Below are 19,548 nucleotides of genomic sequence, written 5' to 3'. Positions count from 1 at the left end.
TTTGCCATGACGGCTTCGCACCCCGGCCGTAACCGCCGGTTAACCATGGATATTTACGGTGTCGAAAGCCTCTGAATTTCGTCTGTCAGTTGATTTCGAGTCGAGCCCATGGCGTTCGGTAGCCGCGCAACTCCGCGAAGCATCGCCCCGACGGAGCCTGCGGCTTCGTGGGAAGCGCCGCGGGCTGCGCGGATGAAACCCGACGGCGCCGCGCCGGCACTTATCAAGGGATCGCTGACCGTTACCGGCGTGCTGTCTTTCCTGCGCGAGAACGGCCGGCGGATTTTGACGCTGGCGCTGGCGCTGTTCGCCCTCGGCGTCGTCGCTCTGATGGTTCTGCCGGTCCGGTACGCCGCGACGGCTCTGGTCGTGCTCGATCCCCGGGAGCTGCGCGTGACCTCGGATCAGGAGGTGCTGCCGGGCATCGGCCAGGACGCCGCGGCGCTTCAGAGCCAGATCGAGATCGCCAAATCGGACGGCTTTCTCCGCCCCCTGATCGAGCAGCTCAAGATCGCTGATGACGATGACATCGCGGGCGGTCATACCGACATGACGCGCCTGCTCGAAAAATTCCGCAACCGTCTCGAGATCACGCGGCGCGGGCTCACCTACGTCATTGCGATTTCCTTCACCTCGAACCGCTCCGAGCGCGCCGCTTACTACGCCAACGCCATCGCCGCGGCCTTCGTTGCCAGCCAGGGCCGTGTCCGCACCGAGGCCACGGACGAGGCGGCCGACTGGCTCAAGGACCGGCTGAAGACGTTGAACGAACGGCTGCGCGCGTCGGAAGACGCCGTCGCCGCCTTCAGGCTCGAGCACAAGATCCTCAATGCCGGCAAGGATTCAACCACGCAGCAATTGCGGGTGACCGATCTCAATCAGCAGGTCTCCGCCGCCCGTCTTCGCACCGAGGAAGCCAAGGCGCGCTACGAGCAGGTGCAACGCGATCTCAAGGCCAATGTCGAGGGTCCCGTGAAGCAGGACCTTTTGAGCATGCTGCGTGCGCAGCGCTCGACGCTGAACGACCAGATCGCGCAGAAGAAGGCGGTGTACGGCGAGCGCCATCCCGACCTCGCGATCTCCTACAGCCAGCTGGCGGATATCAACCGGCAGATCGAGGTCGAGCGGAAGAAGAACATCGATACGGCCAAGTCCGAATATGAGGCTCAGCTGGAGCAGCAGAACGCGCTGGAAAAGCAGCTCAAGACGGTCGAGACCCAGATGCTGGTCGACGGCCAGGCGCTGGTGAAGCTGCAGGAGCTGCAGCGGGACGCCGATGCCAACAGGAACATCTACGAGCAGTTCCTGTCGCGGTTCAAGACGACCAGTGAGCAGCGTCAGCTGCAAAACTCCCAGACCAAGATCGCGTCGTCCGCCATTCCGCCGCTGCGCTCGACCCGTCCGCCGCTCGCTCTGCTGCTGGCGGCGCTGGCGATCGGCTCGCTGCTGACATCGACTGCCGCAATTGCTGCGATGACGAGCATGTCCGGCGGGCCCGCGCCTGCCGAGGCTGCCGTGCACGCGGCGGCAGAGGACATGCAAGGCCGGCAAGTCCAGCAGCAGGCCCAAGCGCAAATCCCGCCTTCCGTCGCGGCCGCGCCCCGGCCCGAGGCGATGCCGCGGCTTCCCGTCTGGGCCCGCATTCCCGATCTGGCGCAGGGGACTGCGACCAACACCAACACCGTCTGGCAAAAACCGATTGCCGCCCCGGCCGAGCTCGATCTCGGCGCCTATCTGCGGCCGCTGCTCGAGCGGATCGATCGCGTGCCGGTGCGCGGCTGCAAGGTCGCCCTCGTGCTGTCGGTCGGCAAGAGCGCCGGCGGCAACACCGTCGCGCGTTCGCTCAACCGCGCCGCCGTGAACAGGGGCATGATGAGCGTCCTGATCCGGTTGCAGCCGGAATTCGCAGGCCACCAGCCGCCGGTGACCGAATGGAACGACGGCTCGACCACGGCGGGACTTCAGTCGATCGACGAGCTTCTCAGTGCCGGCCGAAAGGCCGATGCGAGTCCCGAGGACGATATTCGCTCGGAGTTCGATCTGATCATCGTCCATGCCGGCAATCTCGCCTTGCAGCCCGACGCCATCGCGCTGGCTGCGCATGCGGACCTGATCGTCCTCGTGGCGCGCGCCGGCGAGCTCGGTTCGGCGGCGATGCGCCGCGTGACCGCGGCGCTGTCGCGGTATGAGACCGTGCCGACGGGGCTCGTCGTCAATCACGCGCCTGCGGGTTCGCAGGCGCCGTACCCCGAGGGCGGCGCATTGGGTCTTGCGGTTTGACGATGACTGCGTCGCGCCGTCGTCTGCTGACTGCTGCGATGCTCCTGTCGATCTCATTCGGACCGCCGGCCTTCGCCGGCACTTGCGTGCCCGTGCCGCAGACGGTTGCGCCGGAGAGGCTCGCCGCACTGTCGCGCGGCTTCAATGCCGATGGCTGGATCAACGGTGCGCCGCCAAGCCGCGAGCTGCTGCAGCAGCTGCGCAAGGCGGGCATGAGCCACGTCCGGCTGCCGGTGCCGGCCGAGCGCGTGATGCCTCGTTTCGCCGCGAAGGCCGAACGCGACGAGACGCTGCGCGTGCTCGACACGGCGCTGAAGCAGCTCACCGCGCTCGGCTACGCCATTTCGGTCGATCTTCATCCCGGCGAGCGCTTCAATCGCCTGCACAAGGAGGATCCCGACGCGGCGTTGCGCGAGATGCAGGACGCCTGGAGCGGACTTGCAGAGGTCATTCGCTCCTATCCGGCCGACCGCGTCTTCGCCGAGCTGCTCAACGAGCCCGATGTCGATGCCGACACATGGCAAAGGCAGGTCGAGACGCTCGCCGGCTTCGTCCGCAAGTTGCTTCCCGCCACCACCCTCATTGTCGGTCCGGTCAATTGGCAGCGCGCGGATTCGCTGCCGCGGTTTCGTCCGCTGGAGGATCCCGACATCGTCTATGCCATCCACTTCTATGATCCCATGGTGTTCACCCATCAGGGCCACTGGGATGCGCAGGATCCGCTGCACGACATCATGGACCTGCCTTATCCGATCAACGCCGGCGATCCCAAGGTTCGGGCGATCCGCCGGGATCTGCAGGAGAGGGGCGCGACCAAGGCGCTCGGCATGCTCGACACTGCAATTGCCGCGGCCAAGGACAAGCCGGGCGCCGATCGCTGGCTCGCGCCCGCGCTCGCATGGCAGCAGCAGTTCAAGCGGCCGATCATCGTCAACGAATTCGGTGTGCTGAAAGCCGGTGCCCCCAGACAGAGCCGGTTGCGCTGGCTGGCGGATGTCACCGCTTATGCCCGCGACCATTGCTGGGGCTGGGCGCATTGGGAGCTGGCGCAGGGTTTTGGCCTCGTCGACAACAGCACCGGCAGGCCCGATCCCGACGTGATGCGGGCGCTGCTCGGTGCGCCCCGGCCCGGCCGGCGCTGAGATCGGGCCGGTTCGGTATCGTTAACGACTCCTTGCCCATCGCCCCGCTATCGTGATCGCCGCGCGATGCCAAAGGACGATCGATGAGCGCCGGGGACTCACTGCAGGTTCACAGCGGGCAGGCCACGACATCGCCGCCGGCCTGGCGCGAGCTGGCCGCGACGTTCTGCATCGCCGTGGCGACGATCGGGTTTGCGCCGGTCCTGCATCTGGCGAATCCGGCTCTGGCCATTGCCGTCGAGGTCCTCGTCGGCATCGCCATCGTCGTGGCGGTCCCGACCTACGCGCCCGCGATCGCGATCTTTGTCCTGTTCTTCCAGAACCTGTTCGTCTCGATCCTGTCGCCGCTGGTGCCGCTGCCGTCCGATCTCGACTTCATCAAGGGCTACAATTTCCTCGTCTGCTCCGTCATGTGGCTGGCGACGTTCGGCCTTTACGTGCTGGGCCAGAGGACTCAGTCGGCTGAGGTGAACCGGATCATGCGCTGGGGTGTCGTCACCCTCGCCGTGGTGTCGCTGTATTTCGCGATCGGCTTCATCCAGGACGGACAGCCGGCGGCGGTCTATCTGCGCAATATCGTGCTGCCGCTGTTCCTGTTCCAGCTGTCGCTTCTGACGGCCGCGACCTATGAGGTGCGCATCACGCCGTTCCTGGTGACGCTCGCGGTCATCATCGTCGGTTGCGGCTATGTCGAGCTCGTCTTCCGCGACGTCTGGCTGGCCATCACCAACAGCTATACGTTCTGGGGTTTCGACGAGCTCAAGGCGACTCATTCGGGTGTCTGGGAAGCCCAGATGAGGGCCACCGGCAACGTGCCCGTCGGCCTCAAGGACCGCTTCAGCTTCGACTTTCTGAACACGCCCCTGCTCGAAGGGTTCGGCCTCTCGAAGATGCTGCGCATCAACGGTCCGAACATGCATCCGATCAGCTTCGCTTACGGGATCGGCTTCCTCGCCCTGTTCCTGTTCTCGGTGGGACGGCCGCTGCTGGCCCTCGCGGCGTTGCCGCTGCTGGTTTTCTGCAGCGTGAAGGGCGCGCTCATCGTGGTGATCTTCGTCGTCGCGGCCTGGATCGCGACCCGTCTGATCGGCGCCGTGCTGACGTTGTTGCTCGGCTTCCTCGGCATGATCGCCTTTGCGGTTCTGGCGATCCGCCTCGGGCTGCAGATCGGCGACTATCACGTCATTGGACTGATGGGTGGTTTGGACGGATTTGTGCAGAGACCTTTCGGCCGGGGCCTCGGCATTGGTGGCAATTTGTCGGAGAGCTACTTTTCCATCGACTGGAGCGCCGCCCAGGCGGCCGGAACGATTGATGGCGCGGTTGAGAGCGCGATCGGCGTGCTCCTGTACCAGATGGGCGTTGGCGCCTTCGTGCTGCTGGCCTTCTATTTCGCGATGGCGCTGAAGGCCTGGCGCCTCTACGCCTCGTCGGGATATCTGACGCAGGGTCTCGCCGGCTTCGGCGTCATGGTCGTGCTGCTCAACGGATTGTTCCAGGAAGAGGCCTTGTTCGCGCCGCTCGCGCTGGGGCTCATGCTCTCGCTCACGGGCCTCGTCATCGGCAGCCATGTGAGAATGCAGGCCGTCGCCCGCGAGGATACGGGAATCGAGCAGCTCACCGGCTACCAGTCCGTGGCGTAGCTCAGCGTCAGGCGCGCACACCTAAACGCTTTGACTCAGGAACTTCCACTTTTTCCCGGCGTTGGTCTCGCGGGTCGCACAAACGGCCGGCTCCGCACGATGAAGAACTTCTCCAACGCTGAATTTTCACCCGAGGTGATCGCGATCATGACGGGCGCCCTGGAAGCCGCGGTTGCGAGCCTGCCGGAGCCCGTGCAAGCTTCGCACGTCAACATGCTCGCCGAATCCATCCTGCGCACGGCCGCCGCGGGCGAGCGCAACGTCGCCAACCTGCAAAGGATCGCCTTGATGGAGCTGCGACTGGTGCCGCGCGAGTGATGAGGTGGACATGAAGTCGACATTCGCAGCTGTCGCAGCGCTCCTTGCCACGCTGTCTGCCGCCCAGGCAGAGAGCTGGACGGCCTACCGCATCGCCGAGTCCGGAACATCGGTGGACATTCCCGTTTCGCTCTTCACGGAGTTGGCAGGCAAGCCCGACGGCTTCGGCCAGCAATTTCGCACCTCCGACGGCAGAGCCGATCTCACCGTACAGGCCGTTTCCAACAGCCAGGGTCTTTCGCCGGCTGCATTCCTGGCCACGAAGAGTCCGCCGTCCGGCATCATCTACAAGCGTGTCGCCCCGAATTTCTTCGTCGTCTCCAGCATCAAGCGCGACAAGATCTGGTACGACCGCTGCAATTTTTCGCGCGGCTATGTGCACTGCGTGCTCATCAATTATCCCGCGGCCGAAAAGCGGCAATGGGACCGCGTTGTCACGCGGATCAGCCACAGCCTCGGCGGCGGCTGAACTCATCTGGAAAAGAGCAACCCGAACAAGCTCGTGCGCAGGTCAGAGGCGCCAGCTTGACGCGCTCTGATCGGCCCGGTTCTTGTGAATCGTCTTGATGATCGGACTGCCGCCCGCCTCACCGCCACCCCAGCGCCGGGGCCACGTGCTTCAGGATCGCCTCGATCGCATGCGCGCAGTAATCGACCCCTAACTGGTTCGGGATCGTCAACAGCAGCGTATCTGCCTCCGCGATCGCCTCGTCCTGGCGCAGCTGCTCGATCAGCGCATCGGGCTCGGCGGCATAACTCCGGCCGAAGATCGCCCGGGTCTGCGGGTCGATGAAGCCGATCTGGTCCTCGCCTTCGCCGCCCCGGCCGAAATAGGCGCGGTCGCGATCGTCCATCAGCGCAAAGATGCTGCGGCTGACGGAGACGCGGGGCTCACGGGCGTGGCCGGCTTCCTTCCATGCGGCGCGAAAGCTACGGATCTGCGCGGCCTGCTGCACGTGAAAGGCTTCGCCGGTCTCGTCGTTCTTCAGCGTCGAGCTTTGCAGATTCATGCCGAGCTTTGCCGCCCACACCGCAGTGGCGTTCGAGCCGGCGCCCCACCAGATCCGCTCGCGCAGGCCTTGCGCATGCGGCTCCAGACGGAGCAGCCCGGGCGGATTGGGAAACATCGGCTGCGGGTTGGGCTCGGCAAAACCCTCGCCCCGGAGCAGGTCGAGAAAGACTTCCGCGTGGCGCCGGCCCATGTCTGCATCGCTCTGGCCGTCGGCCGGCCGATAACCAAAGTAGCGCCAGCCGTCGATTACCTGCTCGGGCGAGCCGCGGCTGATGCCGAGCTGCAGCCGGCCGCCGGCGATGAGATCGGCGCTGCCAGCGTCCTCCACCATGTAGAGCGGGTTCTCATAGCGCATGTCGATCACGGCCGTGCCGATCTCGATCCTGCTCGTCCTGGCGCCGACCGCCGCGAGCAGCGGAAAGGGCGAAGCGAGTTGGCGCGCGAAATGATGCACCCGGAAATAGGCGCCGTCCGCGCCCAGCTGCTCGGCCGCGACCGCAAGCTCGATCGATTGCAGCAGCGTGTCTGCGGCCGAGCGGGTCTGCGATTGCGGCGAGGGGGTCCAGTGTCCGAAGGAGAGGAATCCGATCTTTTTCATGAGGGCTAGGTATGCATGACCGGAAGAATTTGCGAGACGCTGGCCGAGGGAAAAATGGCGGCAAGGCGTGTGTCCGTAAGTGCCTCTAGGAGGAAGCAGGCCCGGGTTCGCACCACGACGTCAGGTCGTTCGACTTCGATCTGCCGTACCGGGGAAGCGGCCTCAGATTTCGCAGCCGGTCAAATTCAATGCCTTGAGTAGGCCGCCGAACGCCTTCAGTCGACAGGGCTCGGTCTCGCCGGCGGCCTTTGCACGCTGAGCATTGGCAGCTCGCTTGGCAACAATTGCCTTTGGCTTCGGCTTGGGACGTTCGGCGGTCGCGATCGTCTTCGCATCGCGCCGATGACGGACGATCGGTTTCGGCGCGGTCGAATCGACTTGGATGTCTTGCGGAGCAACGGGGTTCTCGACCGGAGCAATTTGTGTCGGCATCGCGCTGCTCACAGCGGCAACCTCGAGGCGATCGGCCTTCGGCAACGCGTCATGTGACGCAGAGACGCTTGCGCTCTGCTCGGCAAGCGGCGGGGCGATCGCGACGGCGCGACGCGGTGGAGCGCTCAGCTCCATTGCCGACAGCACGCCTGCGCTCAACAGGATGAGGAGGCCCAACAACGCCATTTTCAGCATAAAGCGCCTCTAACCCGGGGTTAGTGCCGCTCAAAATTCTCCGCTGCAATAAGGCAACTTGTCGGCGATTGCCGATCTCCGGCGAATCATTTGCCGACAGGGTTAACGTCGGTGCTGCTTCTGCAGACCGTACTTCGTCGTCGGAAAATGGTGTGTTCGCGGCCGCGACCTGAGCACAAAGAGAGCCATCGTCATGTCTCCTGTTTGAGGGAAGCCGGACGCCGCCTGACCAAATAGGCGGGCGCTGCTTGTGACCCAAAGCGGTCCTTCGCCACGCCCTTGAAAGGCGCCCGGGAGCATCTAGATAACATCCATAGACCATCCAAGGGGATGGTAATAATGGATGTACCCATGGCCGATAATGTGCGCGAGCTGCGACCCAAGGCCCCCGACACCGAGAAGATCACGATCAACCTTGGCTATGTCGACCTCGGTCATGTCGATCTCATGGTGCAGGAAGGGTTCTATTCGAACCGGACCGATTTTATCCGGACAGCAATCCGGAACCAGCTCGAGCGCCACGTAGAGGTCGTCAGACAATCCACGGCCCGGAAGAACCTGGACCTCGGGCTGCGCAACTACACTCGCGAGGATCTCGAAGCGGCGCGGCGCGCCGGCGAAATGCTGCAGATCAATGTTTTGGGCTTAGCCACCATCGCCCAGGACGTCACTCCCGAGTTGGCTCGCGCCACAATCGCGTCGGTCTCGGTGCTGGGGGCCCTTCACGCCACTCCCGCGGTCAAGGCCGCTCTCGCCGACAGAACGAGGTGAACGATGCTGAATCAAGTCATAATCCGCGAAGCAACCCGCCTCACGCGTGCCGGCCAACTGGTCGAGGCCACCGCGCTCCTGCAGCGCATGCTCCACGGCGGTAGCGCTCCAAAACCAGAGCATCGCAACGCCGCTCAGGCTCGGCTCCCGGGGCTCGATCCGCTTACCATCGACGCTACGGCCGACGTCGTCGAGGAGCGGGAAGCTCCGCAGATCTCGCCGGCCCGCTCTGATCAGCGACGCAGGCGCTCCTCACCGCTCGACGGCATGCGGGATTTTTCCGGGCTCGGCCTGCGAAGTCCGATCGCACGCGCTCCTCTGTCCCCGTCGGACATGGTGCCCGAGGGCACACGGTTTATCGCCGGTACCTTCAGTAACGCCGCGGGAAGCCGGACCTACAAGCTGTTCATCCCAAGCCGCTGTGAGGGACGACGGCTTCCGCTGATCGTCATGCTTCATGGATGCACCCAGTCGCCCGACGATTTCGCGGCCGGCACCCGGATGAACTTCTTGGCGGAAGAGCAGAATTGCTTCGTGGTCTATCCTGAGCAACCGAACGGAGCCAACCCATCGAAGTGCTGGAACTGGTTTCGCACGGGCGACCAGCGCCGCGGCGGGGGCGAGCCCTCGATGATCGCCGGCATTACCCGCCAGATCATGCGCGACCATGCGATCGATCCGAAGCGCGTATACGTCGCGGGTCTGTCGGCCGGCGGGGCCGCCGCCGCCATCATGGGCGCAACGTATAGCGACCTGTACGCGGCGGTCGGTATTCATTCAGGCCTCGCGTGCGGAGCCGCGAGCGATCTTCCCTCCGCGTTCGTCGCCATGCGGCAGGGAGGCGGCTCCAAGGCAATTGCGGACGGCAAAACTTCTGTGCCGACCATCGTTTTCCATGGCGATCGCGACACCACGGTGCATCCAAAGAATGGCGATCAGATAATCGAGCAGTCGACCAGGGCAACGAGGCCGACGACGAAGGTACTTCGCGGACGCGTACCCCACGGCCATGCCTATACTCGCACCGTCCTGATCGACGGGGCCGGTCGGGCGATCTCCGAACACTGGAACATCGATGGCGCTGGACACGCGTGGTCAGGCGGCAGTCCCGCCGGGACCTACACTGATCCGCAGGGGCCGGATGCGACGAGGGAAATGCTGCGCTTCTTCCTCGAGCATTCGCTCGGTGGGTAATCTGGCTTCACCGCCCGATCCGAAGCTACCGGCACCGACAACGTCCTCCGGACGATAGGGCTGCCGCAACATCAGGGGGTACCGGGCGGGGCGCGACGGGCGAGAAATCGGTCTCAAAGATCACCGGGAGTTTGGGATCATCCTCCCGGCAACGTTCGGCGATCTGCCATCCGTCAATGCCCCGTTTAGCTTGAGGTCCGTGATGAGACGTCGGCGGCTCGCCGCGCGCACCATGCCCTGGCCGTCAGTCACACGGATGACGTCGTGCCCTTCCTCTCGCCTTCACCACGAACTGCTAGTGACCAGAGCATTCAAATTGCTCCAGCGATGCGGTCTATCAAGGGCCGATGCTGACCTCCGAAGGTTCGCTTCGAGGAAGTCTCGCGATCAAGGCATGACTGCTTGCGTAGTCGCCGCAACTTAAAGCGGTCTTTGGAGAGCACAACGAGCGAAGAGCTAATTGTTCTCAGGCCAACGCCCGTCGAACATAGGTCTGGAAGATCGCCAGCTAGACGTTTGTTGGTTGGAGTTGCTACCTGAAATCATCGTCCAGTCGCAGAACGTGCGATTGATCTCAGTTCATGCGGGTCTCCAACAATGCGCGGGTTTGGAACGCCACATCACGAAGCCTGTTGTCCGTTCAGAAATGACCGTTGTGGTCGCACCCTCATGTTCTTGGAGCGCCAGATGAGCAAACGCAAACCGGCACCAGCGTCAAAGCGCGCCCGCAATCCGAAAATGGCCGCGCGGGCCCAACGGAACAAGCAGGCCGTTGTTAGAAGCCCGAAAGAGGAATTTCTTCGCTCTGTTGCGGCAGACTCGATTGAACCGCCTCCTAAGCTTCACGATGATCCTGGACACGAGGTTCCTATCATTGAGCCTCGGGTGGATGCTTTGCCAGATGACCTCAGTCAGAGAATGATCGACAGCGATCCAATGAAAGGCTTCGCTTTAGCCACGGCAAACATGCAGGCGTACCAAGCAAAGCTTCTTGAGATAGCCCAGGCCAACGTGCAGTTTACTTTTGATTTCGGCCTGAGACTTGCGACAATCGGGTCACCAACTGAATTTTTCGCCGTCATTACCGAGTTTACAAGCAGACGGGCCGAGATGTTCGGGCAGCATTCGAAGGAATTGGCGGCCTATCCGTTCTGGCGCATCAAGCCGGCCCCAGAGCTCACGGCTCTGCCGGGACGATAACTGCAAGCCGTACCCGCTGCGGCAAAGGATGGACGCAAACGCGAATCACGCACGCGCCGATCACGGTTGCTTGCTTTCGGCTGGGGAGCGCGGCTCACAACAACCCAGAGCGGGCTCGGTGCCGCCAATCCGAGGGACCCGCGATCAGGAATGTAGGCTGACACGATGTCCACAACAGAAGCCGTTCTGCTGATCGTTTTGGCGGGACTTGTCGTCCTGATCCTCGGCAACATCGCGTTTCAGGTGACAGCGGAGCGAAAGAATCCGCCTATCGGCGTCTTTACGGATTGCGACGGAGTGCGCCTTCACTATATCGAACGGGGCGATGCCGCTGCGCCTTGCGTGGTCCTGTTTCACGGGAACGGCACCATGATTCAGGATCTCGTCCTGAGCGGTTTGGTCGACCGCCTGGCCCACGACTATCGCGTCGTTTGCTTCGACCGGCCAGGGTTTGGCTACAGCGACCGTCCGCGCACGCGCATCTGGACGCCCACAACGCAAGCTTCCTTGTTCGCGAAGGCTCTTGCTCAGCTTGGAGCGCGCAATCCCGTGGTGCTCGGCCACTCCTGGGGAACGCTGGTGGCAATCGCGCTGGCTCTGCGAAGCGGTTATGCCGTGAGTGGGCTCGTGCTTGTGTCCGGCTACTATTTTCCAACCTCAAGGATGGACTTTTGGCTCATGTCAGGTCCGGCACTGCCGCTGCTCGGGGATCTGATGCGCTACACGATCTCGCCGATCATATCGTGGGCTATTGCGCCGAAGCTGATGCGCACGCTGTTCGCGCCGCGTGCCATTCCGCCGAAATTCAAGAATGAATTTCCGATCTCGTTGGCTCTCCGGCCCAAGCAGTTGAGGGCGGCCGCCGAGGAGAGCGCGTTCCTTATTCCAGCTGCCGCGCAATTGCAGCTTCAGTATCATGGCATCCGGTGTCCCGTTAGGATCCTGCACGGAAAGGGTGACCGGCTCATCGAGGCCGACCAGTCGCGCCGCCTGCACGAGGCGTTGCCCCGCTCCTTGCTACATCTGGTCGAGGATGCCGGTCACATGGTTACCTATGCAGATTCGCCGGGAATAGCGGATGCCGTGGCTGCGCTGGCGCTCACCGCACCGCTGAGGACCGCATAGCGTTTCCTTTTGCAATGCGGGCGTCTGGAAGTGGCCAGTGGCTGACTTCAGCCCAGCGCGCGGGGGTCCGCTTCCCGAGTCAGACTGGACCGATGGGCCATGGTGGTCCGATGGTAGCTTTGACCCTGAAAGCGAAGTGACGCCGCTGGGCGCTGAGGTCAGCTCATGTTGGCACAGCGGACGGGATTTGCTCGGCCAGAGTTCTTCGCAGTTTGACCCAAGGCGGACCTTCTCTATTCAATTCCGCCAGATTGGGTTAGATTGATGGTGCAACCGCTAAGCGCAGCAACCTGCATGAAACTTGTAAAGCGAAGTCTGGCTCTTGTTGCGGTGATGAGCGCGATCACTTTGGGTTTGCCCCTTTCTGCGGCGAACGATCAGAGCGCTCCTATTGCGTACTTTTCTGAAGGGCCGCCAAGCGCACTTCAAGAAGCACTAACGGATTTGCCCCCCGACGCTAGGGACGTTGTGGTCGCGAAGGTCCGATTGCAGCAACCTGTGTTTTTTATGGGTGGCCGTCATTGCGAGGGTTGCACTAACGATATTTGGTTTGCCCGTCTGAAGGTCACGGAGGCTCTCAGGGGCAAGGTCGAAGTGGGCCAAGTGCTCGATGTCTTCCTAGGGAGGCGCAGCGAAGGCCGGCACTACATCGCTGTCCCTGGCTCACCAAATCGATGGTGCCGAGAGTACACGGTCGTAATCTACACTATGGAAGATGGCATTCGGCGGCTCGCTTCGTTCCCGATCAGCAAAACTCAATACGACGAGGTATCTGCTGAAGCGCTTGCATATCAAGCGAAGCGATCCGGCAGTGGATGGTGCGATTAGCTTGTGAGACCGCTTCTGGCCCTTTTCGTCCGCGTTCGACGCTTGGCTCGACGTCAGCTCTCAGGGGCATGGCGGACTAGATTTGCTCATACCAAGTTCTTCGCAGTTTGGTGCGCATGGGTCTGCGTCTAGCTCAAAACTTCCGGGAACCATTTCCGTTCCGACCCATCCAACGGGAGTGCCGCAATCACCGGCAGCGCCTCCGGACGGCAACGCGCGCACGGCGGCAGTTGCGCGGGATGTTGGCTGCAATGCCTCAGGAAACCGATGTAAGGAGGTACCCATGGCAAGGCCTCGTTCGACTTCCATCAGCAGACGAAGTGTGGTCGCAGGACTGGCGCTGACAGCCGCCCCCGTCGCTTTGGCTGGAGCCAATCAAGTGCGTGCGCAGGCCCAGCAAACCACTCCGGATCAAAGCCTGTATGAACGACTTGGCGGCGTCTTCGCCATTGCAGCGGTCGTGGATCACTTCAGCGACGCTGTCGTAAAGAACGCCGTCGTCGGTCAGAAGTCAAAAAATCCGCAGTTGAGGGAATGGCACACCAAAAATCTGAAACGCTTGCCTGGTCTCAAGTTCATGCGAACACTTTGGGTCTGTGACGTTTCGGGTGGGCCGTTCCAGTTCAAGGCCACCAGGCCGGGGACGACGCCCCTTGGCCTTGAGGAGGCGCACCGGGCGTTGCGGATCTCCCCGGCGGAATTCGACGAGGTCGCTGCTGAACTCGGGCGGACACTTGACTTCGCCAAGGTCCCGAAGCGCGAGAAGACCGAAGTGCTGGCTGCGTTCGCCAGCCACAAAGATGAGGTTACCGCCGGTTACGTATCGAGAGCCAAGCGCGGTTGAAGCATCCCGTGGTGCCGAACGACGAATTGCGACCTGCATGAATCTGTTTTGACGCTAGCAGCCAATCGCGGAAGGGCGGAGCATGTTCGCTCTGCCCCCGCCGTCCAACGACCGTAACCTCGATGGGGTCCGCTTCTGGGCCCCTATCTGTCCTATGCCTCAAGCGCCAGAATGGCGGCTGACTGGCTCGTCACGGACCAAGGTTGGACGGCATCGGGATGTCCGTTTCTTGCCCTTTGCCGGCAGGGGCAAACCGGCCATGTCCGGTTTTGAAGGCAAAGCGAACACCGCCCAATTTGCGGAGCAATGAATCATGTCCACAGACCCTGCCGCATCCGGCTCTGGCATGATTGCCCGGCGTGGTGGCGCCTCAGGCGTAGGCCACCCAGCCGCGGAAGGCGAAGCCGGTGTAGAACAGCGTGGGATCGGTGAAGCCGGCCTCGCGCAGGATCACCTCGTCCTGCGCGGGTGCGAGAATCTCCAGATGGTTGGTGACGGCGTTCCGCGCGGCTGCCGCCTGCTCGGGCTCGACGCCGGACGCAGCCAGGAACGCGGAGTAGCGCGCCAGCCACAGCGGGCGCTCCTGCTCGCCATTGGGCGCGCTCAGATGCGCGACCACGAACGGTGCGCGCGGCTTGAGGCGGCGGCGGACCTCCGAGGCGATGCGGCGCCGCTCCTCGACGCCGACGAAGTGCAGGGTCAGCAGGCAGGTGGCACCGTCGAACGGTCCCTCCGGCGCATCATCGATATAGCCTTGATGAAGGCGCGCACGTGGTGCGAGCGATCCCAGGGTTTGCCCGGCCAGCGCCAGCATCGCCGCGGACGGATCGACGCCGTCGAAGCGCCAACCGGGATGCGCTTGCGCAAACGCTTTGAGCTCCAGGCCGCCACCGGCGCCGAGGACGAGCACCTGCCCATCGCTGGGGACACTTTCGGCGAGCAGAATCGCCGTCATGGACTGCATGGCGTCATAGCCCGGCACGAAGCGCCGCGGCCCCTCCGTGTATCTCGCCACGAATTGCGGATCGGAGAATGCGGCTTGAATGTCCGTCATGATGTTGTCCCCGTGAATGGAGCCGTTCAGGCGCGATGCGCGCTGATGTCGTGGATCTTTCGAGACCCGATCCGCTTGCGCAGGTCCTCGCCGAGCATCGCCAGCGTCACCTCGCCGAGCCGCGCCAGCAGCAGCGCCTCGGCATCGTCAAAGGCCTGATCGAGCGCGGCATTGACGGCCTGCTCGACCAGACAGCCGGGCGCCTCGGTCCGGTTGCCCATCGCCAGAAGCGGAGGATTGCCGAGCGCGGCATAGACGTCGCGCAGCGTCACCTTCGACAGGTCGCAGGCGATGGTCCAGCCGCCGCCATGCCCCTTCTCGGAGCGCACGTAACCGATCTCCCGCAGACCCGCCATGATACGGCGGATCACCACGGGGTTGGTGTCCATGGCCTTCGCCAGCGTCTCGGACGTGAACGGCCCAGGCTGCTGCGCCATGTGGAGGAGAACGTGCAGCACGCCGGAAAGGCGGGAATCTCGTTTCATGTAACTTTATATGTTACGTGATGACGAAAAGGTCAAGCGACTTTGCTGAGCCTACGCACGTAGCTTCCGATGATCCCGCCATGCCCCTGTTTTGCCCGACGGAGCAACCTGTCCTTTGCGCCGCGCATCGAGCGTTCGCACGTCCCCTAAGCCATTGATCCCGCTCATGCCGTCTACTGTGCATGGGGTTGTTTTCGACATTTTTGTTCTGGCAGTCCCAAGCAACCGAGGTCGCCATGCCGATTTGTCACGGTGACGCCCCTGCGCGCGAGGAGCACCATCTGGCCCGGGCGACCGTATGGATTTTTCGTCCTGTCCCTCGCGCGGCGCCCGTTTTCATCAGTCCATTTTTGGGAGGCGCATCATGCACGTCTATAATGTGGTCAGGTTCAAGGTGAAGCCGGGTGAGGAGGCCGCCTTCCTCGACGCGCACCGGAACGGCAAGGCGAAATGGCCTGGCCTGGAGCACGGCGTCATCATCAAGACCGGCGAGCAGACCTTCTGCCTGATCGGCACCTGGGCCAGCCAGGAGGCAATGGTCGCGGCACGATCGGCGATGATCAAGACCCTCGACAGTTTCAGGTCGGTGCTCGAAGACCAGGGCAACGGACGCGGTGTGACTGATGCCGTGTCAGGGGCAGTGGTGCTCGCGCTGTAGCAGGCGAGCGGCGCCCGCTACTTCATCACCCGCAGGCCCTTGGTCGTGAACCGCTGGGTCTTCTCGCCCGGACGCACCGGGCGCCGCGTGCCGGCGGCCTTGCCGGTGCCGGGCGGCTGGTGCGCGGGGACGAGCTGGTGGGGCTGCGAGCCGATCAGGTCGCGGCGGCCCATCTCGATCAAGGCCTCGCGCAGCACCGGCCAATTGTCGGGATCGTGGTAGCGCAGGAAGGCCTTGTGCAGGCGACGCTGGCGCAGGCCCTTGATCGCCTCGACCTTGTCGCTGCCGCCATGGCGCACGCCGCGCAGCGGATTGACGCCGGTGTGGTACATCGCGGTCGCGGTCGCCATCGGCGAGGGCAGGAAGGTCTGCACCTGATCGGCGCGATAGCGGTTCTTCTTGAGCCAGAGCGCGAGGTTCATCATGTCCTCGTCGGTCGTGCCGGGATGCGCCGCGATGAAATAGGGGATCAGGTAATATTTCTTGCCGGCCTGCTCGGCCGCGGCGTCGAACATCCGCTTGAACTTGTTGTAGGCGCCGATGCCCGGCTTCATCATCTTGTCGAGCGGACCGCGCTCGGTATGCTCGGGGGCGATCTTCAAGTATCCGCCGACGTGATGGGTGACGAGCTCCTTGATGTATTCGGGGCTCTCGACCGCGAGGTCGTAGCGCACGCCGGATGCGACCATGACTTTCTTGATGCCCTTGGTCTCGCGCACCTTGCGATAGAGCCGGATCAGATCGTCATGCGAGGTGTTGAGGTTCGGGCAGATCTCGGGGAAGACGCAGGACGGCCGCCGGCACGCCGCCTCGACCTTCGGGTCCTTGCAGGCCATCCGGTACATGTTGGCGGTGGGGCCGCCGATGTCGGAGATCACGCCGGTGAAGCCCGGCGTCTTGTCGCGGATCTTTTCGATCTCGCGCAGGATCGAGCCTTCCGAGCGGTTCTGGATGATGCGGCCTTCGTGCTCGGTGATCGAGCAGAAGGTGCAGCCGCCGAAGCAGCCGCGCATGATCGTCACCGAGAACTTGATCATGTCCCAGGCGGGGATTTTTGCTTCGCCGTAGGACGGATGCGGGGCGCGCGCGTAAGGCAGGTCGTAGACCGCGTCCATCTCCTCGCTGGTCAGCGGGATCGGCGGCGGGTTGAGCCAGAGGTCGCGATCGCCATGACGCTGCACCAGCGGCCGCGCATTGCCGGGATTGCTCTCCCGGTGCAGCACGCGTGAGGCGCGGGCATAGGCCTCCTTGTCCTGCTCGACCTGCTCAAGTGCCGGCAGGCGGATCACGGCCCTGCCCTTCTGGCGCGTCGCGCCCTCGTCGGCGGAATCGAGATCGTCGGCGTGCAGCTCGGTGTAGTCCTCGGGGACCTTGCGGAACAGCGCGACGCCGCGGATGTCGTCGAGCTCGCGCGCGGTCTCGCCGGCCGCGATGCGGTTGGCCACTTCGACCACGGCGCGTTCGGCATTGCCGTACAGCAGTAGGTCGGCCTTGGCGTCGGCCAGCACCGAGCGGCGCACCTTGTCGGACCAGTAGTCGTAATGCGCGATCCGGCGCAGCGAGGCCTCGATGCCGCCGAGCACGATCGGCACATCCTTGAACGCCTCGCGGCAGCGCTGGGCGTAGACCACGGTGCAGCGGTCGGGCCGCTTGCCGCCTTCGCCGCCCGCCGTATAGGCATCGTCGCTGCGGATGCGGCGGTCCGCGGTGTAGCGGTTCACCATGGAATCCATGTTGCCGCCGGTGACGCCAAAGAACACTTTTGGCTTGCCTAATGCCTTGAAAGGCTCGGCCGAGTGCCAGTCGGGCTGCGAGATGATGCCGACCCGAAAGCCCTGCGCCTCCAGCAAGCGCCCGATGATCGCCATGCCGAAGCTCGGATGGTCGACATAGGCATCTCCGGTCACCAGCACGATGTCGCAGGCGTCCCAGCCGAGCGCATCCATCTCGGCGCGGCTCATCGGGAGGAACGGTGCCGGCTTGCGCGGCTGCGCCTTGGCCATCAGCGGCTTTGCGGCGGTGATCATCTGGGTGTCCATGGCGCCTACGCATAGGACTCCACGCTCCTGAATACAACCGACGGACGCGTGAAAGATCGAGGTTCCCGGGCCGCAGTCGGGTCGCGTTATCGGGTCGAGCGCGTGCCGCTTCGTCCTCTCCCAGCGTGACCCGCGCCAGCCATGGGGGTGTGACGCCCCCCACAGTCCGACCGGTGCCGTCGCGTCATGCTCTCTCCAGTCTTGAAGGAGAGCCCCATGTTTCTGGTCGATGCGCTGCTGATCCTGTCGATGTTGTTCTTCCTGTTCCTGCCGATCACCGATCGCCGGACGGTGCGGATGAGGCTCTGCATGCTGTGCGCGCTGCTGGCGGTGTTCTCGGTCTCGCTCAGCCGCACCCCTGTCGTGCCGGTGCTGCTCGCGAGCATCGCCGCGCCCCCCGGGATGATGCGCGTGCCGCATATGCATGTCGGTGAGCCGTCCTCGGGGTTCTCACCGCGGCCGTCATCGGATATCCGATTGATCCATGGGCAAGGAAACGGGCAAGGAAACCTCTGACGGCGGTCATCGCGCGGTCGGCGGCGCATCGCCGTCCACGGGCGCCTGGCTGGGCGCGATCGCGCTGATCGGCTTCATCCTGGTGGCGACTGCGCAGGCCTCCAATCAGATTCTGGCGCGCGGACTTGCCGGCTCCGTCCCGCCCTTCGCGCTCGCCTTCTTCCGCTGGAGCATCGTCGCCATCGGGCTGGCGCCGATCGCACTCAAGGAGATCCAGAGCGGCCGCGTGCCGCTCGGCCGAAACATCTGGCCGATCCTCGCCGCCGGCTTCATGGGCATGTTCCTGTGCGGCGGTCCGGTCTATGCCGCGGGCGTGTCGACGACGGCGATCCACATCGCGCTGATCATGGCGCTGTCGCCGATCACGGTGCTGCTGATTTCGGCCCTGCGCGGCATCGAGCATGTCGGTCCCTTGCAATGGCTCGGAACGGCGCTCGCGCTCGCAGGTGCGCTGCTGATCATTTCCGGCGGCCATCCGCAGACACTGATCGAGCTGCAGACCGCGGCGGGCGACGGTCTCGTCGTGATCGCGATGCTCGGCTGGTCCGGCTACACGCTGCTGCAATCGCGCGCCGCGCCAAAGGCGTCGCTGCTGGCACGCATCAGCCTGTTCTCGGGCGCCGGCGCCCTGTTCTCGCTGCCGCTCGCGGCCATGGAGATGTGGGCGACGCCGGCGGAGGTCTTCAGCACCAAGGCGCTGTCGGCCTATGTCTTCGCCGGGATCGTTCCCGGCCTGCTCGCCTATGCCGGCTTTGCCTGGCTCGGCGGCAAGTTCGGCTCGGTGCGGACCTCGCTCGTGCTCTATCTCGGGCCGGTCGCAAGCGCGCTATTGTCTTTCGCCATCCTCGGCGAACCGCCGCAGTTGATCCATCTTTTCGGCGGCTTGCTGATTTTGGGTGGCGTCTGGGCCAGTTTGCGCCGCTAGTTCCATCCGCATGCGTCCGGGTTCACCCGCAGGAACCATCGGCCTTCGTGGACATTCTGATGGAGGTTGCCGCGAGCCCGCCTCGCGCGCGCTCGCGATGTTCGCCTCTGGCGATGGGGGAGCTGTGAGTACAGTCATAGAGAACCTGCTGTTGCGAAAGCAGAAGCTCGTGGAGCAGCTCGAAAAGGTGCCATCGGTCGAGGACCGCGACAGGATCGAGCACCAGCTCGAGCAGATCAATACCGCGCTGGATTTTCTGGACAGGCCGGGACCGAGGGAAGGGCGCTAG

The 19,548-nt window shown here is 63.8% G+C and carries 20 protein-coding genes; 15 read left to right on the top strand and 5 right to left on the bottom strand.

Features of this window, described 5'->3' with window-relative positions:
- Nucleotides 1–108: 108 nt before the first annotated feature.
- The 5 genes from AABA84_RS28790 (at nt 109) to AABA84_RS28770 (ending at nt 5,852) form a co-directional block, all read left to right on the top strand.
- The gene (locus tag AABA84_RS28790; RefSeq protein ID WP_338313842.1) at nt 109–2,280 is read left to right on the top strand and encodes a GumC family protein; all 2,172 of its coding nucleotides are present in this window, start codon (nt 109–111) and stop codon (nt 2,278–2,280) included.
- A 2-nt stretch (nt 2,281–2,282) separates the two neighbouring features.
- Nucleotides 2,283–3,422: a glycoside hydrolase family 5 protein gene (locus tag AABA84_RS28785; RefSeq protein ID WP_338313841.1), complete on the top strand. Its 1,140-nt coding sequence runs from the start codon at nt 2,283–2,285 to the stop codon at nt 3,420–3,422.
- An 83-nt stretch (nt 3,423–3,505) separates the two neighbouring features.
- Entirely contained in the window at nt 3,506–5,065 is a 1,560-nt protein-coding gene (locus AABA84_RS28780; protein WP_338313840.1) for a hypothetical protein, read from the top strand.
- Between the two features lie 99 nt (nt 5,066–5,164).
- A complete protein-coding gene (locus tag AABA84_RS28775; RefSeq protein ID WP_212246126.1) occupies nt 5,165–5,383 on the top strand; it encodes a hypothetical protein in 219 nt (72 codons plus the stop codon).
- A gap of 10 nt (nt 5,384–5,393) precedes the next feature.
- Nucleotides 5,394–5,852, top strand: a complete 459-nt coding sequence (locus tag AABA84_RS28770) for a hypothetical protein (protein ID WP_212246125.1) — start codon at nt 5,394–5,396, stop codon at nt 5,850–5,852.
- 118 nt (nt 5,853–5,970) lie between these two features.
- Here the strand turns inward: AABA84_RS28770 and AABA84_RS28765 are convergent, their stop codons facing one another.
- Together AABA84_RS28765 and AABA84_RS28760 are read right to left on the bottom strand one after the other, a co-directional pair.
- Nucleotides 5,971–6,993, bottom strand: coding sequence for an LLM class flavin-dependent oxidoreductase (locus AABA84_RS28765; protein WP_212246123.1), 1,023 nt, complete (start codon nt 6,991–6,993; stop codon nt 5,971–5,973).
- A 162-nt stretch (nt 6,994–7,155) separates the two neighbouring features.
- Nucleotides 7,156–7,620, bottom strand: a complete 465-nt coding sequence (locus tag AABA84_RS28760; RefSeq protein WP_212246121.1) for a hypothetical protein — start codon at nt 7,618–7,620, stop codon at nt 7,156–7,158.
- A 351-nt stretch (nt 7,621–7,971) separates the two neighbouring features.
- Here AABA84_RS28760 and AABA84_RS28755 point away from each other — a divergent pair, with 351 nt between their 5' ends.
- The 6 genes from AABA84_RS28755 to AABA84_RS28730 all read left to right on the top strand — a co-directional run bounded on the left by AABA84_RS28755 (nt 7,972) and on the right by AABA84_RS28730 (nt 13,582).
- Nucleotides 7,972–8,391, top strand: coding sequence for a CopG family transcriptional regulator (locus AABA84_RS28755; protein WP_028140806.1), 420 nt, complete (start codon nt 7,972–7,974; stop codon nt 8,389–8,391).
- Between the two features lie 3 nt (nt 8,392–8,394).
- Complete coding sequence (locus AABA84_RS28750) at nt 8,395–9,585, top strand: extracellular catalytic domain type 1 short-chain-length polyhydroxyalkanoate depolymerase (protein WP_212246119.1); 1,191 nt, start codon at nt 8,395–8,397, stop codon at nt 9,583–9,585.
- Between the two features lie 687 nt (nt 9,586–10,272).
- A complete protein-coding gene (locus tag AABA84_RS28745; RefSeq protein ID WP_338313839.1) occupies nt 10,273–10,785 on the top strand; it encodes a phasin family protein in 513 nt (170 codons plus the stop codon).
- A 165-nt stretch (nt 10,786–10,950) separates the two neighbouring features.
- A complete protein-coding gene (locus AABA84_RS28740; protein WP_338313838.1) occupies nt 10,951–11,910 on the top strand; it encodes an alpha/beta fold hydrolase in 960 nt (319 codons plus the stop codon).
- A gap of 294 nt (nt 11,911–12,204) precedes the next feature.
- On the top strand, nt 12,205–12,738 hold the full coding sequence (locus AABA84_RS28735; protein ID WP_212246113.1) for a hypothetical protein: 534 nt from the start codon (nt 12,205–12,207) through the stop codon (nt 12,736–12,738).
- 283 nt (nt 12,739–13,021) lie between these two features.
- Nucleotides 13,022–13,582: a group I truncated hemoglobin gene (locus AABA84_RS28730; protein WP_338313837.1), complete on the top strand. Its 561-nt coding sequence runs from the start codon at nt 13,022–13,024 to the stop codon at nt 13,580–13,582.
- 370 nt (nt 13,583–13,952) lie between these two features.
- On the opposite strand, the gene AABA84_RS28725 is transcribed toward AABA84_RS28730, so the two are convergent.
- Both AABA84_RS28725 and AABA84_RS28720 read right to left on the bottom strand, forming a co-directional pair.
- Nucleotides 13,953–14,636: a class I SAM-dependent methyltransferase gene (locus AABA84_RS28725; protein WP_212246110.1), complete on the bottom strand. Its 684-nt coding sequence runs from the start codon at nt 14,634–14,636 to the stop codon at nt 13,953–13,955.
- A gap of 26 nt (nt 14,637–14,662) precedes the next feature.
- The gene (locus AABA84_RS28720; RefSeq protein ID WP_038947373.1) at nt 14,663–15,121 is read right to left on the bottom strand and encodes an Rrf2 family transcriptional regulator; all 459 of its coding nucleotides are present in this window, start codon (nt 15,119–15,121) and stop codon (nt 14,663–14,665) included.
- Between the two features lie 364 nt (nt 15,122–15,485).
- Between AABA84_RS28720 and AABA84_RS28715 the strand changes: the two genes are divergently transcribed.
- On the top strand, nt 15,486–15,779 hold the full coding sequence (locus AABA84_RS28715; protein WP_212246087.1) for a DUF718 domain-containing protein: 294 nt from the start codon (nt 15,486–15,488) through the stop codon (nt 15,777–15,779).
- A 17-nt stretch (nt 15,780–15,796) separates the two neighbouring features.
- Here AABA84_RS28715 and AABA84_RS28710 read toward each other — a convergent pair whose 3' ends face one another.
- Nucleotides 15,797–17,818, bottom strand: a complete 2,022-nt coding sequence (locus AABA84_RS28710; RefSeq protein WP_338313836.1) for a YgiQ family radical SAM protein — start codon at nt 17,816–17,818, stop codon at nt 15,797–15,799.
- A 216-nt stretch (nt 17,819–18,034) separates the two neighbouring features.
- Between AABA84_RS28710 and AABA84_RS28705 the strand changes: the two genes are divergently transcribed.
- The 3 genes from AABA84_RS28705 to AABA84_RS28695 all read left to right on the top strand — a co-directional run bounded on the left by AABA84_RS28705 (nt 18,035) and on the right by AABA84_RS28695 (nt 19,548).
- Nucleotides 18,035–18,334 (top strand): hypothetical protein, encoded by a 300-nt coding sequence (locus tag AABA84_RS28705; RefSeq protein WP_212246083.1) that lies wholly within the window; start codon nt 18,035–18,037, stop codon nt 18,332–18,334.
- Nucleotides 18,303–19,259, top strand: coding sequence for a DMT family transporter (locus AABA84_RS28700; RefSeq protein ID WP_338313835.1), 957 nt, complete (start codon nt 18,303–18,305; stop codon nt 19,257–19,259). Before AABA84_RS28705 ends, AABA84_RS28700 begins: the two co-directional genes overlap by 32 nt.
- Before the next feature lie 124 nt (nt 19,260–19,383).
- Entirely contained in the window at nt 19,384–19,548 is a 165-nt protein-coding gene (locus AABA84_RS28695; RefSeq protein ID WP_162832268.1) for a hypothetical protein, read from the top strand.

Source organism: Bradyrhizobium sp. TM239, from assembly GCF_036247985.1.
Classification (GTDB): domain Bacteria; phylum Pseudomonadota; class Alphaproteobacteria; order Rhizobiales; family Xanthobacteraceae; genus Bradyrhizobium; species Bradyrhizobium ottawaense.
Note: the sequence above shows the minus strand (reverse complement) of the source record. Positions and strands in the feature narration are given on the sequence as shown.